Origin of the sequence: Cupriavidus necator (assembly GCF_040578825.1) — a bacterium.
GTDB classification, from domain to species: domain Bacteria; phylum Pseudomonadota; class Gammaproteobacteria; order Burkholderiales; family Burkholderiaceae; genus Cupriavidus; species Cupriavidus necator_E.
Genome location: NZ_JBEFLI010000064.1, coordinates 21,724 through 42,997, shown reverse-complemented (window position 1 = coordinate 42,997; position 21,274 = coordinate 21,724). Strand labels below are relative to the sequence as shown.

At 66.5% G+C, this 21,274-nt stretch carries 21 protein-coding genes; 18 read left to right on the top strand and 3 right to left on the bottom strand.

What is annotated here, in order from left to right; genetic code table 11:
* Positions 1-328: 328 nt before the first annotated feature.
* A complete protein-coding gene (locus AB1I47_RS25820) occupies positions 329-3,481 on the bottom strand; it encodes an Rne/Rng family ribonuclease (RefSeq protein ID WP_354686548.1) in 3,153 nt (1,050 codons plus the stop codon).
* Between the two features lie 807 nt (positions 3,482-4,288).
* Here AB1I47_RS25820 and AB1I47_RS25815 point away from each other — a divergent pair.
* From AB1I47_RS25815 to AB1I47_RS25800, 4 genes are read left to right on the top strand one after another with little or no spacing between them, the layout of a single operon-like run.
* A complete protein-coding gene (locus AB1I47_RS25815) occupies positions 4,289-5,290 on the top strand; it encodes an RluA family pseudouridine synthase (protein ID WP_354686549.1) in 1,002 nt (333 codons plus the stop codon).
* Between the two features lie 29 nt (positions 5,291-5,319).
* Entirely contained in the window at positions 5,320-5,979 is a 660-nt protein-coding gene (locus AB1I47_RS25810) for an HAD-IA family hydrolase (RefSeq protein ID WP_354686547.1), read from the top strand.
* The gene (locus AB1I47_RS25805) at positions 5,972-6,385 is read left to right on the top strand and encodes a Rieske (2Fe-2S) protein (protein ID WP_354686546.1); all 414 of its coding nucleotides are present in this window, start codon (positions 5,972-5,974) and stop codon (positions 6,383-6,385) included. The genes AB1I47_RS25810 and AB1I47_RS25805 overlap by 8 nt, the downstream gene beginning before the upstream one ends.
* A 38-nt stretch (positions 6,386-6,423) precedes the next feature.
* Complete coding sequence (locus tag AB1I47_RS25800; RefSeq protein ID WP_354686545.1) at positions 6,424-7,614, top strand: S49 family peptidase; 1,191 nt, start codon at positions 6,424-6,426, stop codon at positions 7,612-7,614.
* Between the two features lie 140 nt (positions 7,615-7,754).
* On the opposite strand, the gene AB1I47_RS25795 is transcribed toward AB1I47_RS25800, so the two are convergent.
* Positions 7,755-8,486: an SAM-dependent methyltransferase gene (locus AB1I47_RS25795; protein ID WP_354686544.1), complete on the bottom strand. Its 732-nt coding sequence runs from the start codon at positions 8,484-8,486 to the stop codon at positions 7,755-7,757.
* A 15-nt stretch (positions 8,487-8,501) separates the two neighbouring features.
* Positions 8,502-9,101, bottom strand: coding sequence for a Maf-like protein (locus tag AB1I47_RS25790; protein ID WP_354686543.1), 600 nt, complete (start codon positions 9,099-9,101; stop codon positions 8,502-8,504).
* A 195-nt stretch (positions 9,102-9,296) separates the two neighbouring features.
* Between AB1I47_RS25790 and AB1I47_RS25785 the strand changes: the two genes are divergently transcribed.
* From AB1I47_RS25785 to AB1I47_RS25720, 14 genes are all read left to right on the top strand, one after another.
* Positions 9,297-9,896, top strand: coding sequence for a DUF177 domain-containing protein (locus AB1I47_RS25785; RefSeq protein WP_354686542.1), 600 nt, complete (start codon positions 9,297-9,299; stop codon positions 9,894-9,896).
* 117 nt (positions 9,897-10,013) lie between these two features.
* Positions 10,014-10,193 (top strand): 50S ribosomal protein L32, encoded by a 180-nt coding sequence (gene rpmF, locus AB1I47_RS25780; RefSeq protein WP_010814675.1) that lies wholly within the window; start codon positions 10,014-10,016, stop codon positions 10,191-10,193.
* A gap of 165 nt (positions 10,194-10,358) precedes the next feature.
* Positions 10,359-11,438: a phosphate acyltransferase PlsX gene (plsX, locus tag AB1I47_RS25775; protein WP_354686541.1), complete on the top strand. Its 1,080-nt coding sequence runs from the start codon at positions 10,359-10,361 to the stop codon at positions 11,436-11,438.
* A gap of 51 nt (positions 11,439-11,489) precedes the next feature.
* The gene (locus AB1I47_RS25770; protein WP_354686540.1) at positions 11,490-12,470 is read left to right on the top strand and encodes a beta-ketoacyl-ACP synthase III; all 981 of its coding nucleotides are present in this window, start codon (positions 11,490-11,492) and stop codon (positions 12,468-12,470) included.
* 92 nt (positions 12,471-12,562) lie between these two features.
* Positions 12,563-13,492, top strand: a complete 930-nt coding sequence (gene fabD / locus AB1I47_RS25765) for an ACP S-malonyltransferase (protein ID WP_354686539.1) — start codon at positions 12,563-12,565, stop codon at positions 13,490-13,492.
* Positions 13,493-13,517: 25 nt separating this feature from the next.
* The gene (gene fabG / locus AB1I47_RS25760; RefSeq protein ID WP_354686538.1) at positions 13,518-14,267 is read left to right on the top strand and encodes a 3-oxoacyl-ACP reductase FabG; all 750 of its coding nucleotides are present in this window, start codon (positions 13,518-13,520) and stop codon (positions 14,265-14,267) included.
* 170 nt (positions 14,268-14,437) lie between these two features.
* Positions 14,438-14,677: an acyl carrier protein gene (gene acpP, locus AB1I47_RS25755; RefSeq protein WP_008644813.1), complete on the top strand. Its 240-nt coding sequence runs from the start codon at positions 14,438-14,440 to the stop codon at positions 14,675-14,677.
* Positions 14,678-14,868: 191 nt separating this feature from the next.
* Positions 14,869-16,101 (top strand): beta-ketoacyl-ACP synthase II, encoded by a 1,233-nt coding sequence (fabF, locus tag AB1I47_RS25750; RefSeq protein ID WP_354686537.1) that lies wholly within the window; start codon positions 14,869-14,871, stop codon positions 16,099-16,101.
* On the top strand, positions 16,082-16,624 hold the full coding sequence (locus tag AB1I47_RS25745) for a hypothetical protein (protein WP_354686536.1): 543 nt from the start codon (positions 16,082-16,084) through the stop codon (positions 16,622-16,624). The genes fabF and AB1I47_RS25745 overlap by 20 nt, the downstream gene beginning before the upstream one ends.
* A gap of 111 nt (positions 16,625-16,735) precedes the next feature.
* On the top strand, positions 16,736-17,335 hold the full coding sequence (gene rpoE, locus AB1I47_RS25740; RefSeq protein ID WP_354686535.1) for an RNA polymerase sigma factor RpoE: 600 nt from the start codon (positions 16,736-16,738) through the stop codon (positions 17,333-17,335).
* A 115-nt stretch (positions 17,336-17,450) separates the two neighbouring features.
* Positions 17,451-18,080, top strand: a complete 630-nt coding sequence (locus tag AB1I47_RS25735) for a sigma-E factor negative regulatory protein (RefSeq protein WP_354686534.1) — start codon at positions 17,451-17,453, stop codon at positions 18,078-18,080.
* Positions 18,081-18,088: 8 nt separating this feature from the next.
* Positions 18,089-19,168 carry a MucB/RseB C-terminal domain-containing protein gene (locus AB1I47_RS25730; protein WP_354686533.1) on the top strand — a complete coding sequence of 360 codons (1,080 nt, stop codon included), beginning with the start codon at positions 18,089-18,091 and terminating at the stop codon, positions 19,166-19,168.
* 139 nt (positions 19,169-19,307) lie between these two features.
* Positions 19,308-20,795 (top strand): DegQ family serine endoprotease, encoded by a 1,488-nt coding sequence (locus tag AB1I47_RS25725; RefSeq protein WP_354686532.1) that lies wholly within the window; start codon positions 19,308-19,310, stop codon positions 20,793-20,795.
* 15 nt (positions 20,796-20,810) lie between these two features.
* Positions 20,811-21,095 (top strand): glutaredoxin family protein, encoded by a 285-nt coding sequence (locus AB1I47_RS25720; protein ID WP_354686531.1) that lies wholly within the window; start codon positions 20,811-20,813, stop codon positions 21,093-21,095.
* The last annotated feature ends 179 nt before the right edge of the window (positions 21,096-21,274 follow it).

The window sequence follows — 21,274 nt, the reverse complement described above, 5'->3', positions numbered from 1 at the left end:
GTATTCCCTTGTTGGCGGTAGCCGGGAAGGGAATTGCGCGGGCATGAAAAAAGGGACGGCGAAGCCGTCCCTTGGTATTTGCTGGCAGAGTACGCCCGCCGCTGGTTTGCTCCCCTCTCCCGCTCGCGGGAGAGGGGCGGGGGTGAGGGCAGGAGGGTCAATGTGGGTTAAAACAGTTGGCCCTGCTTGATGTGGCTCCTTGCTAACCCACCCCTCATCCCGGTCCCTCTCCCCTGAGGGGAGAGGGAGAACACCTTGCTTAGGCTAGTTCGGGCGGCTTGGGTGCACCCAACACCGCGCTCCCCTTTCAGGGTCCGGGGCGTTGCGCTTACTTTTGCGACATCTCCACTTCACGCCCACCCGTCTCGACCAGAATCATCGGGCCTTGCGGCAGCGGCGGCAGCGGCTTGCGCTCGCGCGGCACACGAGGCGCCGGCGCGATGCGGGCGGCGGCTTCCTGGGCTGAGCGCAGCTTGTCGCTGTCGGTGTGGACCCATTGCAGGCCGGCGGTAGCCAGCATCGGCTCGAGGTTTTCCAGCGCCACCGGGGCGGCGGCCGGTGCAACCGGGGCCGCCACCACGGCCGGAGCCGGGGCATAGGCCTGGACCGGCTCGGCGGCAGGTGCCGGGGCTGCCACCGGCTCTGCCACGGCGGCCACGGCCGGTGCGGTTTCGACGGCGGTGCTGAGGGCCGGTTCGACCGCGGCTTCGGCGGCAATGGCTTCCGTGACGGCGGCGGCGGTTGCCGGTGCAGCCTGCTCGGCGACCGGGGCGGCCAGTGGGGCAGGCTCGGCCACCGGCGCCGGGCTCACGCCTTCGGGCACGGCGATGCGGATCGCTTCGACGGGCTCGGCGGCAGCGGCCACGACCGCAACCTGCGGTGCCGGCTCGGCCTGGGGTGCGGCAACTTGCGGTTCGGCCTGCGGTGCAGCCTCGGCGCTCACCGGGGCAAAGCCCTCGTCAGCACCTTCCTGCGCCACTTCGCCCTCACCCTGTGCGCCTTGCGCCGACTCGTCGCGTTCGCGGCGATAGCGGTTGCGGCCACGGCGGTTGCGGCGGCGGCGCTCTTCACCTTCCGCAGCGGTTTCGGCCACGCCTTCAGCGCCTTCCGGCAGCTCGGCCTGTACGGCCTGCGGCTCTTCGGCGAAGGCTTGCGGCAGCACGCCCAGCGCCTGCGCGGCGGCTACGGCTTCCGGCTGCGGCGCTTCGCCGGCTTCGGCTTCGCGCAGATCGCTGCGTTCGCGCTGGCGATCACGCTGGCGTTCACGGCGTTCCTGGCTGCGATCGCGGCGGCCTTCCTGGCGCGCCTCGGCGCGTTCGCCCTGGGCACGCTCGGCCTGCACGGCCTCGGTCTGGCGGGCCACGGCCGGCGTGGCCTGGCCTTCACCTTGCTGGCGCGGCTGGCGGCCCGGGCGTTCGCCACGGCCTTCGCGCTGCTCGCCGCGTTCGCCACCCTGGCGCTCGGCACGTTCGGCGCGCTCGACACGCTCGCCGCGCTCACGCTGGCCGCGGCCCTGGCGCTCGCCACGCTCGGCGCGTTCGGTGCGTTCGGTGCGCTCCCCACGCTCGGCGCGCTCACCGCGCTCGGCACGTTCGCCGCGCTCTGCGCGTTCACCACGCTGGCCACGGCCTTCGCCGCGCTGGCCGCGCTCGCGGCGCCCCTCGGCGCCACGGGCTTCAGCGGCCGCGACTGGCTTGGCCGGCTCCACCACCACCGGCGGGGTCGCCGGGCGGGCGCCAAACAGGCCCTTCAGCCAAGCGATAAAGCCGCCGCTGACCACCGGCTGGGTGGCCGGCACGGGCGGGGCGGCCGGGGTTTCGGGCTTGGGTGCGCGCTCGGGGCGCGGCACCGACACCGGGGCCGGTTGTTCCGGGGTGATGCCCTTGACCGCGGCTTCCTGGCGCGGCTTGGCTTCTTCCTTGCGGCGGCTGCTGTAGCTGGTGTCGGCTTCCAGTTCCTTGGCGGCAGCCTCGGCCATGCGGTAGCTGGCGGTGCTTTCTTCCAGGCGCGGGTCGTCGTGGCGCAGGCGCTCCAGCTTGTAGTGCGGCGTTTCCAGGTGCTTGTTGGGGATCAGCAGCACGTTGACCTTGAAGCGCAGCTCGATCAGGTTGATTTCCTGGCGCTTCTCGTTCAGCAGGAAGGCGGCCACTTCCACCGGCACCTGGCAGTGGATCGCGGCGGTGTTTTCCTTCATCGCCTCTTCCTGGATGATGCGCAGCACCTGCAGGGCGGACGATTCGGTATCGCGGATATGGCCGGTGCCGTTGCAGCGGGGGCAAGTGATGTGCGAGCCCTCCGACAGCGACGGACGCAGGCGCTGGCGCGACAGTTCCATCAGGCCGAAGCGGCTGATCTTGCCCATCTGCACGCGGGCGCGGTCGTGGCGCAGCGCATCCTTCAGGCGCGTTTCCACGTCCTTCTGGGCCTTGCCCGACTCCATGTCGATAAAGTCGATCACGATCAGGCCGCCCAGGTCGCGCAGGCGCAGCTGGCGGGCGATCTCGTCGGCGGCCTCGAGGTTGGTGCGCAGCGCGGTTTCCTCGATGTCGGCGCCCTTGGTGGCGCGGGCCGAGTTCACGTCCACGGAGACCAGCGCCTCGGTGTGGTCGATCACGATGGCGCCGCCCGAGGGCAGCATCACCATGCGCGAGTAGGCCGACTCGATCTGGTGTTCGATCTGGAAGCGCGAGAAGAGCGGCACGTCGTCCCGGTACTTCTTCACGCGGTTCATGTTGTCAGGCATCACCACGCTCATGAAGGCGCGGGCCTGTTCGTAGATCTCGTCGGTGTCGATCAGGATCTCGCCGATATCCGGCTGGAAGTAGTCGCGGATGGCGCGGATGACCAGGCTCGATTCCAGGTAGATCAGCAGCGGGGCCTTGTTGTCGCCGGCGGCGCCGTCGATGGCCTTCCACAGTTGCAGCAGGTAGTTCAGGTCCCACTGCAGTTCCTCGGCCGAGCGGCCGATGCCCGCGGTACGGGCGATGATGCTCATGCCGTCCGGCACGGTCAGCTGCGACATGGTCTCGCGCAGCTCCTGGCGGTCCTCGCCCTCGATGCGGCGCGACACGCCGCCGCCGCGCGGGTTGTTGGGCATCAGCACCAGGTAGCGGCCGGCCAGCGAGATAAAGGTGGTCAGCGCCGCGCCCTTGTTGCCGCGCTCTTCCTTCTCGACCTGGACGATCAGTTCCTGGCCTTCGTGCAGGGCATCCTGGATGCGCGCATTGCGCACGTCGATGCCTTCCTTGAAGAAGGCGCGGGCCACTTCCTTGAACGGCAGGAAGCCGTGGCGCTCTTCGCCGTAGTTGACGAAGCAGGCTTCCAGCGACGGTTCGATGCGGGTGATGACACCCTTGTAGATGTTGCCCTTGCGCTGTTCGCGCCCGGCAGTCTCGATGTCGATATCGATCAGTTTCTGACCGTCGACGATGGCGACGCGCAATTCCTCCTGTTGCGTCGCGTTGAACAGCATGCGTTTCATCGCAATACCTCACTCCAGTGTCGCGGGTGGCACCGTCTGGGCGGTGTCCGCGGCGATCCATGGAGCACGCGAGGGAGCGAGCGAGGCGCGAGAATTGCCGGAAAGCGCCGCTTCGCGGGAAATGCGGGCGGCTGGGCGCGGGTGAAAGAGAGGCGATGACGTCGGGGTAACGTCCGCGGGGCAGGAGAGAACGCCGGCGGCTGCTCTTGCGAGAGACATCCGGCGCGTTCCCGTGCCGGAGGCGATGCGGTACGCCGGCGCAACCGGCGCCGGCGGCATCGCGGCCGGCCGCGGAAGGCCTAGACGCGTCAAAGAGCAAATTTTTCGGACACGGCATTGCCGCCGTTGCTGCCTGACATCTCCTGGCGGGCGCACCTACTACTTCTTGGAGTTCTGCGACCGGGCGCCGGTATTTCCAGTCAGGCGGCAGGCTGGCCTGCCGGCCGGCACCGTTTCCCGGTGCGGGCGGGACTTCTCTCACCGAAGCAGATGCCGGCAGGGGCATCCGCCTTTAAATTCTGTTTTACCTGAACACTCTGTTCCCACGTCACCGCCTGCCGCGCCGAAGCCTCCTATGGGCGGCTTCCTGCGTGCCGGCGGCACCGTGCGTGCTGCTTTTACTGCCATTTGCCTGTCTGGCGCTCGCGGATCACGCGAAAGCGGGATAAAGAAGCGGGAGACGGGCGGGGTTGGCGGCAACCCCAAGTGTAGAATGCGAAAAATCGAACGAAAAAACGCAGATAAATCGCTTACACAGGTCTTGCGCTGCCGGCCCCAGGCCGGAGCAGCGAGGAAATTATATTGAAAATGAATGAGTTACGCCATCAAATTGAAAAGGTTGCCGAGGCCGCACCGGCAAGCCCACAGGTGGCGTATGTCACGATTGACGAAGGCTCCGAAGGCCAGCGTATTGACAACTTCCTGCTGAAGGTCGCCAAGGGCGTACCCAAGAGCCACATCTACCGGGTGCTGCGTTCGGGCGAGGTTCGCGTCAATAAGGGGCGGATCGACGCAACTTATCGGCTGCAGTCGGGTGATGTGGTGCGCATCCCGCCCATGCGGGTGGCGGCGTCGGCACAATCAGACAAGTCCCATGTACCGGCCAGCGAATTTCCGGTGCTGTTCGAGGATGCCCACTTGCTGGTGGTCAACAAGCCTGCCGGCGTGGCAGTGCATGGCGGCTCGGGCGTTGCCTTCGGCGTGATCGAACAGTTGCGCCAGGCGCGGCCGCAGGCGAAGTTCCTGGAACTGGTGCACCGGCTCGACCGCGAAACCTCCGGCATCCTGGTGCTGGCGAAGAAGCGGTCGGCGCTGGTCCACCTGCACGAGCAGATTCGCGGCAATGCGATGGACAAGCGATATTTCGCCTGCGTCGCCGGCGAATTCCCCAACGCGCGCCAGCATGTGAAGCTGCCTCTATATAAATACAGCACGCCGGACGGCGAACGGCGCGTGCGGGTGCAGGCCGACGGGCTTGCCTCGCATACGGTCTTCAACCGGGTGGAGGCGTTTCCGGGGTTCACCTTGCTGGAAGCTGAACTAAAGACCGGCCGCACCCATCAGATCCGGGTTCACCTCGCCCATTCGGGCTTCCCGATCGTCGGCGACGAGAAATATGGCGACTTCTCGCTGAACAAGTCGCTGGCGCGATCCGGGGCCAACCCCGGCATCAAGCGGATGTTCCTGCACGCGCACCGGCTGGTGTTCCTCCATCCGGCAACGGGCGAGCCGGTGGCTGTGGAGGCGCCGCTGCCCGACGAATGCGTCGGATTCCTGCAACAATTGCGTCACCTGCATGCCCCGGAGTAGGGTGTGCTTGAAACAACACAAGGATTACCATGGCCAGGCAACAATTTGACCTGATCGTTTTTGACTGGGACGGGACGCTGATGGATTCGACCCCGACCATCGCCAAGTGCATCCAGCTCGCCAGCCGCGACCTGGGCCTGCCGGTGCCGGATGACAGCGCCGCCAGCCACGTGATCGGCCTGGGCCTGAAGGACGCCCTGTCCTATGCCGTGCCGACGCTCGACCCGGCCGACTACCCGCGCCTGGCCGAGCGTTACCGCTACCACTTCCTGACCCGCGACGCCGACCTGGTGCTGTTCGACGGCGTGCGCGAGATGCTCGAGACCCTGCGTGGCGAGCACTATTTCCTCGGCGTGGCCACCGGCAAGACCCGCGTCGGCCTGCAGCGCGCGCTGGCCACTAGCGGCCTGACCCGCCTGTTCGATGCCACGCGCTGCGCCGACGAGACCTTCTCCAAGCCGCACCCCGCGATGCTGCAGGAACTGACCCGGGAACTGGGCCAGGACATGGACCGCACGGTGATGATCGGCGACACCACCCATGATCTGCAGATGGCGGTCAACGCCGGCGCCGCCGGCATCGGCGTCTGCTACGGCGCACATCCGGGCGATTCGCTGCGCGCGATGGCGCCGGTGCACTGCGCCACCTCGATCGCCGACCTGACCGACTGGCTGCTGGCCCATGCCTGAGGCAGTGGCGCAAGCCGGGACAGCATCGGGCCAGACCCCGGTGCGGCTGTGCGCCGCCGCGGAACTGGAAGAGGGCGGCCTTGGCGTGCGCTTTGCGGTGGCGCTGGATAACCGCGAGATCGGCGCCTTCGTGGTGCGTTTCGACGGCGCCGCGCACGGCTACCTGAACCGGTGCGCCCATGTACCGATGGAGCTGGACTGGCAGGAAGGCCGGTTCTTCGATGCCTCGGGCCTATACTTGATGTGCGCTACGCATGGCGCGGTCTATGCGCCGGACAGCGGCGAGTGCGTCGGCGGCCCCTGCCGCGGCGCGACGCTGGCCAAGCTGCGCATCGAAGAGCGCGACGGCGAGGTCTACTGGGTGCCCGAGGCACCGTACCGGATCGCTGAGCGCACGGGCGGCTAGGCCGCCCCGGCATTTCGAAGCCTTTCACGAGCGATTGCATGACAGAAGAGCAGAAGCCGCCAGTTGGCGACGAGTCAGGTGAACCGGGTCGGCCGGACGACCGCAAGGCGGCAAGGCGGCCTGGCGACGACGCGCAACCGCCGGAATCCGAGCGCCTGGTGACCGCACCGCGCGCCGAATACCCGCTCGAAGACGAGCTGCGCGCCGGCGACGATGCCGCGCGGCGCGAAGCGCGCGAACGCAAGGCGCGCATCGCCGGCGCCGCGACCGGCGCGCCGGTAGGCGGCGGCGCCGGCTGGGAGCGCGATGTGCTGGAAAAAGTGCTGATGGCCACGCTGCGCGAACAGCGCGCGGCGCGGCGCTGGCGCATCTTCTTCCGCTTCGTCGGCCTCGGGCTGCTGGCACTGATCTTTATCGCGCTGTTCGACTTCAAGGGCGATGGCGCCATCAGCACCTCGGGCCGCCATACCGCGATGGTCACGCTCGAAGGCGAGATCGCCGCGGGCACGCCGGCCGGCGCCGAGTCGATCAATGCCTCGCTGCAGGCCGCCTTTGCCGACAGCAATGCAGCCGGGGTGATCCTGAAGATCAACTCGCCGGGCGGCTCGCCGGTGCAGGCCGGCATCATCAACGACGAGATCCGCCGGCTGCGCGCGCTCTATCCGTCCAAGCCGTTCTATGTGGTGGTGGAAGAAATCTGCGCCTCGGGCGGCTATTACGTCGCCGCGGCTGCGGACAAGATCTATGTCGACAAGGCGAGCATCATCGGCTCGATCGGCGTGCTGATGGACGGCTTTGGATTTACCGGGCTGATGGACAAGCTGGGCGTGGAGCGCCGGCTGTACACCTCGGGCGCCAACAAGGGCATGCTCGACCCGTTCTCGCCGCAGGTGCCGAGGCAAAAGGCCTATGCCGAAACCATGCTCAAGGAAATCCACCAGCAGTTCATCGATGTGGTGAAGGAAGGCCGCGGCGACCGGCTCAAGAATGATCCGGACCTGTTCTCGGGCCTGTTCTGGTCGGGCGAGCGCAGCATCGAGCTGGGACTGGCCGATGCGCTGGGCACCGCCGATACCGTCGCGCGCGATGTGCTCAAGGCAGAGGATATCGTCGACTACACGGTCAAGGAGAATATCGCCGAGCGCGTGGCCAAACGCTTCGGCGCGGCCGTGGGCACCGCGGCGATGAAGGCGATGTTGTGGAGTACGCGCATGCAGGGGATGCACTGACGCTGTAACGCCGTTGCGTTCCTACCGCGCAGGACGAAGCCGCCAATCCAGGCGGGCCCTCTCCCGCGCAGCGGGAGAGGGCCCGGGGGTGAGGGCCGGAGCATCAACGAAGTCCAGCCCGTCGGTATGCCCGACCGCTTTCAGGCAGCCAGCATGGAGAAAATCGCCGGCCGCTTGTGCAGGTCGAGCCGATCCACCCGCCACCCCGACAACGGCAACGTAACAATCGTCTCCCCCGGCAACGTCAGATCCACCGCCACCGACAACAGCGTGGTCCCCGCGCAATGCTGGCGCATGGCTTCCAGCAGCGCGGCATTGCGGTACGGCGTTTCAATGAACACCTGAGTCTGGCTGGACTTGCGCGAACGTTGTTCCAGCTCGCGCAGCCGCTGCGCGCGCTCGCCGGCATCCACCGGCAGATAGCCGTTGAAGGCAAAGCTCTGGCCGTTCAGCCCGGAGCCCATCACCGCCAGCAGGATCGAACTGGGCCCGACCAGCGGCCGCACCTTGATGCCGCGCGCATGGGCCAGGCGCACCAGCTCCGCGCCGGGATCGGCCACGGCGGGCACGCCGGCCTCGGACAGCAGGCCGCCGTCGCGCCCGGCCTGGATCGGCGCGAGCAGTTCGGCAAGCGCGTCGGCGCGCGTATTGACATTGAGCTCGCGGATCTCGATCTGCTGGATCGGACGCGCCAGCGGTGCGGTTTCGCCCAGCTTTTTCAGGAAGGCGCGCGCGGTCTTGGCGTTCTCGGCGACCAGGTAATCGAGCCGGGCCGCGATTTGCTGCACGCCGGCGGGGATCACGTCAGCCAGCGGGTCGGCTTCGTCGCGCTTGCCGAGGGTATTGGGAATCAGGTAGAGGATGCCGCTCATGGTTCGCTCCCCGTCTTATACAGAAAGCAAGGGATAGCGGGCCTGGCGCAGCATGCCGGTCAGCGCGATCAGCGGCAGGCCGACCAGCGCGGTGGGGTCGTCCGACTCCACGCGTTCCAGCAGCGTGATGCCCAGTCCCTCGGACTTGGCGCTGCCGGCCACGTCATAGGGCTGTTCGAGCTGCAGATACGCCTCGATCTCGGCGTCGCTCAGGTCGCGCATGGTCACGCGGGTCTGCACGTCGGCAAGCTGCACGGCGCCGGTGCGCGCATCCAGCAGGCACAGCGACGAATGGAAGGTGGCGGTGCGCCCGCGCATGCGGCGTAGCTGCGCCACGGCCTTGTCATGCGTGCCGGGCTTGCCCATCTGCTCGCCGTCCAGCGTCAGCACCTGGTCGGAGCCGATCACCAGCGCGCCCGGGTGGCGCACGGCAATGGCCTCGGCCTTGCGCTGCGACAGCCGCAGCGCGGTCGCCTCCGGGGCTTCGCCAAAGAGCGGGGTTTCGTCGATATCGGGCACGGCTACTTCGAACGGAATGCGCAGCCGCGCCAGCAGCTCGCGCCGGTAAGGCGAGCCGGAGCCGAGGATCAGCTTGGGACGGGAGTCTTGGGACATAAGTGATTGAAGCGGAACAGAAAACGAGGCAGATCGGGATGGCAAGACCTTTGACCTCGGCAAGGTTTACGTCGTATAATCGCGCGTTTTGCCGCATCCGCACCCGGGCGCAGTGCCGCCGAAGTGCGCGGCCCGTAGTCCGACAGGTGTGGGATGTGGCGAACCAGTCATTGCATTGCGACCGGAGCCACGCACATGACCCAGCCGAACCAGCCTGTTGAATTGCGCGCGCTCGACCTCTTCGCGTTCTGCCGGAAGGGCGAAAGCCTGGCCGGCGAATTGGCGGTGCGGGAATTGCCGCGCATCTTAGCCGAGACGGCCGCGCAAGCGCCAGCCTCGGCACCCGATGAGACGTTTGCCTATACGGCCACCGGCTTCGTGCGCGAGGAAGCGGCCGAGCCCGGCGCCCCGGTGGCGCAGCGGCTGTTCCTCGATGTGACCGTGCAGGGCCGCATGTGGCTGGAGTGCCAGCGCTGCCTGGACCCCTATGCCGAGCCGATCGACACGGCCACGCGCTTCGAGGTGGTGGAAAGCGAGGAAGCGGCCGAGGCCGCGCCGATGGACGACGACGAAGTCGACGTGATCGCCGGCTCGAAGCGGTTCTCGCTGCTGGAACTGATTGAAGATGAAGTGCTGCTGGCGCTGCCGGTGGCACCCAAGCATGACGCCTGCCCGACGGTGCACGAAAGCCTCGTGACCGGCACGGACGGCGAGGTTCAGCCAGAGGCTGAACCTGAGGAAGAAAAGCGGCCGTCGCCCTTTGCGGCGCTGGCCGGCCTGAAGACCAGGCACTGATGCCGCTGGCGGCACGGGCAAGGCCTTGCAGGTGAATCTGAAGCATCCGGCCGGGCCCCGGCTACGCCTTGGGCGGGATGCGTGTGTTAATATTGAAAAATTCTCGAAGGAGTCATCATGGCTGTTCAACAGAACAAGAAGTCGCCGTCCAAGCGCGGCATGCACCGTTCGCACGATCACCTGTCGGCCGCGCCGCTGGCAGTTGAGCCGACCACCGGCGAAACCCACCTGCGCCACCACGTGAGCCCGAACGGCTACTACCGTGGCCGCAAGGTCATCAAGACCAAGAACGACTGACAGCTTCGCTCGGCGTGACATTGCGTCTCGCTCGCGCATGCTTGTAGGTCGGACAAGAAACGGTCAGACACAAAAAAGCGGCAAGATCGTTGCCGCTTTTTTGTTGGGCGCTCGGGATTACCGCCGGGCGTGGCGCGCGCCTCTGCGCTATCCGTACCAGGAACAATGACGATCAAAATCGCTATCGACTGCATGGGCGGCGATCACGGCGTGTCCGTGACGGTGCCCGCGGCGATCAGTTTTCTTTCCCGCCATGACGATGCCGAGATGGTGCTGGTCGGTTTGCCAGACGCCATCCGGGCGCAGCTGAAAAAGCTGCACGCGCTGGACCATCCGCGCGTGAGCATCGTCGAAGCCACCGAGGTCATCTCCATGGATGACCCGGTCGAGGTGGCGCTGCGCAAGAAGAAGGACTCTTCGATGCGCGTGGCCGTCACCCAGGTCAAGCAAGGCCTGGCCGGCGCCTGCATCTCCGCCGGCAATACCGGCGCGCTGATGGCGGTGTCGCGCTATGTGCTGAAGACGCTCGAAGGCATCGAGCGGCCGGCCATCGCCACCACCATCCCGAACCAGCAGGGCTGGGGCACCACCGTGCTGGATCTGGGCGCCAACGCCGACTGCGAGCCTGAACACCTGCTGCAGTTCGCGCGCATGGCCGAGGCCATGGTGGCCGTGGTGGACCACAAGGAACACCCGACCGTGGGCCTGCTGAACATCGGCGAGGAAGTCATCAAGGGCAACGAGGTGGTCAAGCGCGCGGGTGAACTGCTGCGCGCCTCGGAGCTGAACTTCTACGGCAACGTGGAAGGCAACGACATCTTCAAGGGCACTACCGATATCGTGGTCTGCGACGGCTTCGTCGGCAATGTGGCGCTCAAGAGCACCGAGGGCCTGGCCAAGATGATCGGCAGCATGATCAAGGAAGAATTCACCCGCTCGTGGTTCACCAAGCTGCTCGCGGCCGTGGCGATGCCGGTGCTGTCGCGGCTGGCCAAGCGGCTCGACCCGGCGCGCTACAACGGCGCGTCGCTGCTGGGGCTGCGCGGGCTGGTGATCAAGAGCCACGGTTCGGCCGATGCCCATTCTTTTGAGTGGGCCATCAAACGCGGGTATGATGCCGCCAAGAATGGCGTGATCCCCCGCATCGCACGGGCCTTCGCCGATAAATCGAGCGCCGCCGGCGCTGCCCAGACCGCCCCGGAGACAGAGGCGCCGAGCGCGCATCCCAGCACCCACGTCGCCTGAGCGCCACGCGCCGGCTGCGAGGGTGCTGCGAGCCATACGATCCGACACTACATGACCAAGTACGCAAAAATCATCGGTACCGGGAGCTACCTGCCTCCGCGGCGCGTGACCAACCATGAGCTGGCGGCGCAGCTTGCCGAGAAGGGCATCGAGACCAGCGACGAGTGGATCGTCTCGCGCAGCGGCATCTCGGCGCGCCACTGGGCCGAGCCCGAAGTGACCAGCAGCGACCTCGCGGTCAAGGCTGCCGAGCAGGCCCTCGAGGCTGCCGGCATCGACCGCCAGAGCATCGACCTGATCATCGTCGCCACGTCGACCCCGGACTTTGTGTTCCCCAGCACGGCCTGCATCGTGCAGGAAAAGCTCGGCATCACCAACAACTGCGCGGCGTTCGACCTGCAGGCGGTGTGCTCGGGCTTCGTCTACGCGCTGGCCACGGCCGACAAGTTCATCCGCAGCGGCTCGCACCGCAACGTGCTGGTGATCGGCACCGAGGTGTTCTCGCGCATCCTGGACTTCAACGACCGCACGACCTGCGTGCTGTTCGGCGACGGCGCCGGCGCGGTGGTGCTGAGCGCGTCCGACGAGCCCGGCATCCTGTCGAGCGCCATGCATTCCGATGGCAGCCATGTCGACATCCTGTGCGTGCCGGGCAATGTCTCGGGCGGCAACATCACCGGCAACGCTTTCCTGCGCATGGATGGCCAGGCCGTGTTCAAGCTTGCCGTCACCGTGCTCGACAAGGTCGCGCGCGAAGCGCTGGAGGCTGCGGCCATGTCGTCGGAACAGGTCGACTGGCTGATCCCGCACCAGGCCAATATCCGCATCATGCAGGGCACCGCGAAGAAGCTGGGTCTGCCGGCCGAGCGCATGGTCGCGACCGTGCACGAGCACGGCAACACCTCGGCCGCGTCGATCCCGCTGGCGCTGGACGTCGCGGTGCGCGATGGCCGCATCCGCCCGGGCCAGACCGTGCTGATGGAAGGCGTCGGCGGCGGCTTCACCTGGGGTGCGGTGCTGCTGCGCATGTAATATGCGGCCGGCGCCAGCGCGTGCGGGCTGAAGCCCGGCATGTGCAACTTCTCGAGGCGCCGGCTACCGTTTCTTATTAGGGTTTCAATCCAATGAAATTCGCTTTCGTATTTCCCGGCCAGGGCTCGCAGTCGGTCGGCATGCTCAATGCCTTTGCGGATAACGCCGTGGTGCGTGCCACCGTGGAAGAAGCCTCGGCCGCGCTCGGCCAGGACCTCGGCCGCCTGATCGCCGAAGGCCCTGCCGAAGAGCTGAACCTCACCACCAACACGCAGCCGGTGATGCTGACCGCCGCCGTGGCGGTCTACCGCGCCTGGCTCGACGCCGGCGGCCCGGCCCCGGCACTGGTTGCCGGCCACAGCCTGGGCGAGTACTCGGCCCTGGTGGCCGCGGGCGTGATCCCGTTCGCCGACGCGGTGCCGCTGGTGCGCTTCCGCGCGCAGGCCATGCAGGAAGCCGTGCCGGTGGGCGAGGGCGGCATGGCCGCGATCCTGGGCCTGTCCGACGACGATGTGCGCGCCGCTTGCGCCGAGGCATCGTCGGCCGGCGTGGTCGAGGCGGTGAACTTCAACGCGCCGTCGCAGGTGGTGATCGCCGGCCACAAGGGCGCGGTCGGGAAGGCCTGCGAAATCGCCAAGGCCAAGGGCGCCAAGCGCGCGCTGCCGCTGCCGGTATCGGCGCCGTTCCACTCCTCGCTGCTCAAGCCCGCCTCGGACCGCCTGCGCGAACGCATGGCGGGCCTGGCATTCTCGGCGCCGTCGATCCCGCTGGTGAACAACGTCGACGTGGCCATCGTCAACGAGACGGATGCGATCAAGGACGCGCTGGTGCGCCAGGCCGCGGCGCCGGTGCGCTGGGTCGAATGCGTGCAGAAGATGGCGGCCGAGGGCGTCACCCACGTGATCGAGTGCGGCCCGGGCAAGGTGCTGGCCGGCATGACCAAGCGCATCGACGGCAACCTGACCGGCGGCGCGATCTTCGATCCGGCCTCGCTGCAGGACACGCTGGCACTGCTGAAGTAAGCGAAAGCACGAAAGGACATTGCGCATGACCAAACTTCTTGAAAACCAGGTTGCGCTGGTGACGGGCGCCTCGCGCGGCATCGGCCGCGCCATCGCGCTGGAACTGGCCCGCCAGGGCGCCACCGTGATCGGCACCGCCACCAGCGAAGCCGGCGCGGCCGGCATCACCGACTATCTCGGCAGCGAAGGCCTGAAGGGCAAGGGCGCCGTGCTGAACGTCAACGACGCGGCCGCCTGCGACGCGCTGATCGACGACATCGTCAAGACGCATGGCGGCATCGGCGTGCTGGTCAACAATGCCGGCATCACGCAGGACCAGCTCGCGATGCGGATGAAGGACGAGGACTGGCTGGCGGTGATCCAGACCAACCTGACCTCGGTGTTCCGCCTGTCGCGCGCGGTGCTGCGCCCGATGATGAAGGCGCGCCAGGGCCGTATCATCAATATCACCTCGGTCGTCGGCTCGGTGGGTAACCCCGGCCAGATGAACTACTCGGCCGCCAAGGCGGGCGTGGCGGGCATGACCCGCTCGCTGGCCGCCGAAATCGGCAGCCGCAACGTGACCGTGAACTGCGTCGCGCCGGGCTTTATCGATACCGACATGACCAAGGCGCTGTCCGAAGAGCAGCATGCTTCGCTCAAGCAGCAGATTCCGCTGGGCCGCCTGGGCCAGCCGGAAGATATCGCCAATGCGGTGGCCTTCCTGGCCGGTCCGCAAGCCGCCTACATCACCGGCACCACGCTGCATGTGAACGGCGGCATGTACATGAATTAATAGGTTTTTGGGTGGTAGATTTCCGAGAAGAAGCCGGAAGAAGCTGCCTGAAGTAGTAGTTTTCCGAACCAAACGGGCGCGATTCTTGCAAAGCTTGGCAGGCGGCATTTCTGTCGTCCCAAACCTGCTAAAATGCGCCCACTTTTTGTCGAACTTCCCTGGAGGGTTACATGGACAATATCGAACAACGCGTCAAGAAAATCGTGGCAGAACAGCTTGGCGTGGCCGAGGCAGACATCAAGAACGAATCCTCGTTCGTGAACGACCTCGGTGCGGACTCGCTGGACACGGTTGAACTCGTGATGGCGTTGGAAGATGAATTCGGCATGGAAATTCCCGATGAGGAAGCCGAGAAGATCACGACCGTGCAACAGGCTATCGACTACGCCACCGCGCACGTCAAGGCCTAAGCCCGTCGTCTCTGAATTCCGAGCCACAGAAGGCAGGTGGGCGGGCCGTCGCGGCCTTGCCTTGCTGTTTTCTGTGGCTTTCGTCTGTTCGAAGAAGCAGAATGGAACGCGCCTTGCCGCCCGGCCAGTTGGCTGTGCCCCAGGCTGATCCACCGTTCCGCTCCCGCTTCATACACCCGTAGGAAAACATAGTGAGCCGTCGTCGCGTCGTCGTCACTGGGCTTGGCCTTGTGTCTCCGGTCGGAAACACGGTTGCCGAAGGCTGGGCCAACCTGGTAGCCGGCAAGTCCGGCATCGCCACCATCACCAAATTCGACCACTCCGCGCTTTCCGTGCACTTCGCCGGTGAAGTGAAGGGTTTCAATGCCGAGGACTACATCCCCGCCAAGGAAGCCCGCAATATGGATACCTTTATCCATTTCGGCATCGCGGCCGGTACGCAGGCCCTGAAGGACAGTGGCCTGGAAGTGACCGAAGCCAACGCCGACCGCATCGGCGTGCTGGTCGGCTCGGGCATCGGCGGCCTGCCGATGATCGAGGATACCCACGCCGTGCTGACCGAACGCGGTCCGCGCCGCATCTCGCCGTTCTTCGTGCCGGGCTCGATCATCAACATGATCGCCGGGCACCTGTCGATCATCCACGGCATCAAGGGCCCGAACCTGGCCGCGGTGACGGCCTGCACCACCGGCCTGCACAGCATCGGCCTGGCCGCGCGCCTGATCCAGGCCGGCGACGCCGACGCGATGCTGGCCGGCGGCGCCGAGTCGACCGTGTCGCCGCTGGGCATCGGCGGCTTCGCCGCGGCCCGCGCGCTGTCGACCCGCAATGACGATCCGGCGGCCGCTTCGCGCCCGTGGGACAAGGACCGGGACGGCTTCGTGCTGGGCGAGGGTGCCGGCGTGATGATGCTGGAAGAGTACGAGTCGGCCAAGGCGCGTGGCGCGCGCATCTACGCTGAGCTGATCGGCTTCGGCATGAGCGGCGATGCGTACCACATGACCGCCCCGAACATGGACGGCCCGCGCCGCTGCATGGTCAATGCGCTGAAGGACGCCGGCATCAACGGCGACCAGGTGCATTACCTGAACGCCCACGGCACCTCGACGCCGCTGGGCGACAAGAACGAGTCCGATGCGATCAAGGCCGCGTTCGGCGACCAGGCCTACAAGATGGTGGTGAACTCGACCAAGTCGATGACCGGCCATCTGCTGGGCGGTGCCGGCGGGCTGGAATCGGTCTTCACCGTGCTGGCGCTGCACCACCAGGTCTCGCCGCCGACCATCAACATCGACAACCAGGATCCCGAGTGCGACCTGGACTACGTCGCCAACACGGCGCGCGAGATGAAGATCGATGTCGCGGTGAAGAACAACTTCGGTTTCGGCGGCACCAACGGCACGCTTGTCTTCCGCCGCGCCTGATCCGTGGTTGAGGCGGGCCCTTCAAGGGCTGCGCCAGGGCAGGGTCCACCCGTTGCGGTGGGCCCTGTTCGTGTTTTGCGCCTGCGAAACGGCCGCACTGGGGCTGCTTGCGCAGGGGCTGGCCGATGCCGTGGCCAGCAGTCCGGTGGGATTTGCCTGGCGCCATGCCACCGCGGCGCTGTTGCTGCTAACAGCCGGTGTCGCCGCGGTGCGCGCCTGGCCACGCTGGTGGGCCGCGCTGCACTGGCGCTGTACGGCCGTGCTGGCCGCGGCCGACGGCAAGGGCCCGCTGCGGGTCCGGCTGGAAGGGCCCGGCGTTGTCCACGATACCGTGGTCAGCGCATGCTGGCAGGCCGGGGGCGCCGCTGCCCTGCGCCTGGTTGCCATGGCGCCCGGGATGCCGGGCGCCATTCTTCTACCCTGGCAGGCAGCCTCGGCCGAGATGGCGCGGCGGTTGCAACGCGCCGCGCGAGTTGCACTGCGGGTGCAACCAGAAACACCGGAAAGGGAACGATTTTGTTAGCTCGCGGTCACAGGAGGCGCGTTGCTTCACCGGGCGGGCTGAGAATCGTAGGTAAAATACAACGTTTGTCGTGACGACCAAACCAAGAGATACACTGCAGGTGAGCCATACGTGAGCGAACGCGAAGCCGATCAGCTCCTAGTTGAACGCGTCCAGCAGGGCGACAAGCGGGCATTTGAACTTCTGGTGGCCAAATACCATCGGAAGATCATTCGCCTGATTTCGCGTCTGGTCAGGGATCCCGCCGAAGTCGAGGATGTGGCGCAGGATGCCTTTATCAAGGCGTATCGTGCCTTGCCCCAGTTCCGCGGGGAGTCGGCCTTCTACACGTGGCTGTACCGGATCGCCGTCAACACGGCCAAGAACTATCTGGCCACCCAGGGTCGCCGCCCGGAAGCGTCCAGCGATATCGATGCAGAAGAGGCTGAAACTTTTGCAGACGGTGAACAACTAAGGGATATCAATACGCCGGAGTCGATGCTCCATACGCGTCAGGTCGCCGAGACGGTGAACCGCGCAATGGAGGCACTGCCCGAGGAATTACGGACCGCCATCACGCTGCGCGAGATCGAGGGCCTCAGCTATGAGGAGATCGCCGAAGCGATGGGATGTCCGATCGGTACCGTACGTTCGCGGATCTTCCGTGCGCGCGAGGCGATTGCCGAAAGATTGCGTCCGCTGCTGGGAACGGCAGAGGGCAAGCGGTGGTAGTAGTTCGGTAGCAAAGAAGAATGTCGTGCGGCCAGCGTTGCAGCCTATTCCTGCATCGATAAGCGACAGATGTAACGGGATTATCGGTGTTCAATGGAATGTCTTGGGGTGGGAAATGGGTCAGGCTCATAAGCAGTCGGTTCATGTAGTGGAAGCAGCGGAGCAGATCTCCGTACTGATGGATGGCGAACTGGCGCCGCACGAAGTCGATGCCGTGCTGGGTCTCGCGAAAGGCGAGGCCGGCATGTCCGACTGGACCGCATACCAGTTGATCGGCGATACGCTGCGTTCGGAAGACCTGACGCACGCGGGCTCCACCGCCGATTTCCTCTCTCGATTCTCCGCGCGCCTGGAAGCCGAGCCGCACGTGCTGGTGCCGGCCGTGGCCCACGCCGGTGCCCGCCACCGCCTGCTGGTCAGGCCGTCGTGGGTGCGCCGCGTGATGCCGGGCACCGCGATCGCGGCCGCCGTGGCGGCGGTGAGCTGGGTGGTCGTGCCGCAGCTGCGCGGCCCTGCCACGCTCGGCACGCCGGATGCCGTGGTCGCGCGCGCTGAACAGACGGCGCCCGCGCAGCAGAACGGTGTCGTCACCGTGGCGGCCGAAAACGCCCAGATGATCCGCGATCCGCGCCTGGACGAATACTTGCGTGCCCATCGCACCTCAGTGGCAACGGATGCTGTCGTGCCGACCATGCGCACGGTTGCCAACGGTGCAAACTTCTCTCAGGAAAATACGCAGGAATAATGCCGGACATGCATAAAGGATGGTCGCCCGCCTGTGCAGCGGGCGCCCAGAAGATCAGGGCCGTGCGCAGGTCCTTTTTTCTGGCCTTGTGTCTGACTGCTGCCGCGGCAACCGCCCAGCCTTCGGACAATACGCTGAACCGACGCGACGCCACCGCCTGGCTCAACAAGATCCATAAAGCCGCGCAGCGCGAGAACTATGTCGGCACGCTGATCTATCAGCGCGGCAGCGTCATGCATGCGTCGCGCATCCAGCATTACAGCGATATCGTCAACAACGAATACGAACGGCTGGAAACGCTCGACGGCAAGCCGCGCGAGGTGCTGCGCCAGAACGACGTGGTGCGCAGCCTGATCCCCGAGGCCAAGCTGGTGGTGGTGGAAAAGCAGGAAGCCAAGGACCGCTTCCCGGCGCTGCTCGCCACCAACAAGAACGATGTGCTGGAACTGTACGAGATGCGCAAGCTGCCCGCCGAGCGGGTCGCCGGCATGGAGTGCGAGGTCTTTGCGCTGGAGCCGCACGATGCCGCGCGCTATGCGGTGCGACTGTGGGCGGAAAAGAATTCCGGCCTGCTGATGCGCGCGCAGACCATTGGTGACGGCGGCAAGGTGCTGGAGCAGGTCGCGTTCTCGCAGGTGCAGATCGGCGTGCCGTCCGAGAAGCAGCGCATTCTCAGCGCGATCAAGAATTCCGCGAGCTGGAACCACTATGAGGTGAATTACCAGCCGACCAATATCGCCGACGAGGGCTGGTCGATCACCGTGCCGCTGAAGGGCTTCCAGAAGATCCGTGAAGTCCGCCGCCCGCTGGGCGAGCTGCGCGCGCCCGCGCAGAACAACGGCCGGGGCCAGGTCTTCGAAGTACTGCAAATCGTCTACAGCGACGGGCTGACCGGCCTGTCGGTCTTTATCGAGCCGGTTTCCGACCAACGCGTGCGCCGCGAAGGCGTGGCCGCGCTCGGCGCGACGCAGGTCGTGGTGCGCCGGATCGCCAATTTCTGGATTACCGTGGTGGGCGAGGTCCCCGCGAGCACGGTCCGGCAGTTTGCGACGGCCGTGGAGTACCGCCCGCCCAAGGCGGTACACTAAGCAAAACACAGGTGCAGCCGGCGCCGCCGGGACTTCCGTCCCTGCGGGTGCCGGCCCCATGAATCCTGTGCAGGGTTACCCGCCAAAGGATCGCATCCAGTCGGTTTTCTCTTCTTTCCCTGAATCCCGGGAGTTGTCGATGACTTTCAGATCTCCAGCCCTGGCGCGGGCCATGGTCATGGCCGCCATACTGGTGCTCGGCCCGACGGTGGCCGAAGTCAGCCATGCCCAGGCTGCCGCTGCCAACTACAACCTGCCCGATTTCACCGACCTGGTGGAGAAGGCCAGCCCGGCCGTGGTCAATATTCGCACCACCGAGCGCGTGCGCCAGCGCGGCGGCGCGCCCGGCGACGATGACGAGATGGCCGAATTCTTCCGGCGCTTCTTCGGCGTACCGATGCCCGGCGCACCGGCGCCCGGCACCCCGCCGCGCCGCGGCCAGCCGCCGCAGCAGGAAGAGCAGAGCCGCGGCGTGGGCTCCGGCTTCATCATCAGCCAGGACGGCTTTGTGATGACCAACGCGCACGTGGTGGCCGATGCCGAAACGATCTACGTGACCCTGCCGGACAAGCGCGAGTTCAAGGCCAAGCTGATCGGCTCGGACAAGCGCACCGACGTGGCGCTGCTGAAGATCGAGGCCAGCGGCCTGCCGCGCCTGCCGCTGGGCGATTCCAACAAGATCCGCGCTGGTGAATGGGTGCTGGCGATCGGCTCGCCGTTCGGGCTGGACAACAGCGTGACCGCCGGCATCGTCTCGGCCAAGGGCCGCGATACCGGCGACTACCTGCCGTTCATCCAGACCGACGTGGCGGTCAACCCCGGCAACTCGGGCGGCCCGCTGATCAACCTGCGCGGCGAAGTGATCGGCATCAACTCGCAGATCTACAGCCGCAGCGGCGGCTACATGGGCATCTCGTTCGCGATCCCGATCGACGAGGCGCTGCGCGTGACCGAGCAGCTCAAGACCAGTGGGCGCGTGACGCGCGGCCGCATTGCCGTGGCGATCGGCGATGTCACCAAGGAAGTGGCCGATTCGCTGGGCCTGGGCCGTGCGCGCGGCGCGCTGGTCGGCAGTGTCGAGCCGGGCGGCCCGGCCGAGAAGGCGGGTATTGAAGCCGGTGACATCATCCTGAAGTTCAACGGCCGCGATATCGAACGCGCTTCTGACCTGCCGCGCATGGTGGGCGATACCAAGCCGGGTACGCGCGTGCCGCTGCAGCTGTGGCGCAAGGGTGCGACCCGCGAGGTCACGATTACCGTCACTGAGCTGGAGCCGGACGGCAAGGCCCGCGCCAGCAGCAGCGCCAAGCCCAAGGACGAGAGCGCCCAGGCGGGCAAGCCCAACGCGCTGGGGCTGGTGGTCAACGACGTGTCCGAGGCACGCCTGAAGGAGCTCAAGCTCAAGTCCGGTGTGGAGGTCGAAGTGGCCGACGGCCCGGCGATGCGTGCCGGCATCCGTCCGGGCGACATCATCCTGCGCCTGGGCGATACCGACGTAACCAATGCGCGCCAGTTCAACGAGCTGGTGCGCAGCCTGGACAAGAGCCGGATTGCCGCGGTGTTCGTGCGGCGCGGCGATGCCACCCAGGTGCTGACGCTGCGTCCGGGCGCCACGTCCGCCCGCTGATCGCATGAATACGGTATGCCCGCGCTGACGCTGTACGGCCGGGCATACTGCCATCTGTGCGAGGACATGAAGGTCGCGCTGGAGTCGCTCCGGCGCGATTTTTCTTTCGTCCTGCATGAAATCGATGTCGATGCCGATCCGGCGCTCCAGGACCGGTTCGGCGAGCTGGTGCCCGTGCTGATGCCGGGCCCGCCGGCCGCCTTGCAAGCCGATGTCACCGAGCTTTGTCACTATTTCCTCGACGAGACGGCGGTCAGGGTGTGGCTTGCCGCACATGACCCTGCCAACCCGAGCCGCTGAGTACCGCGGACGGCCTCGCAGCGAGGCCATTTCCCGACCCGGAACCCGTTGAAAATCCGGTAAAATTGCGGATTGGCGCAAAAATTGCACCTCCAAACCTTGCGGCACGCCCGCGCACGCCTTGCGGCGCGCGGCGCCGGGCCGTTCACAACCGCTTGAAGCTGCCTGGGCCCTCTTGC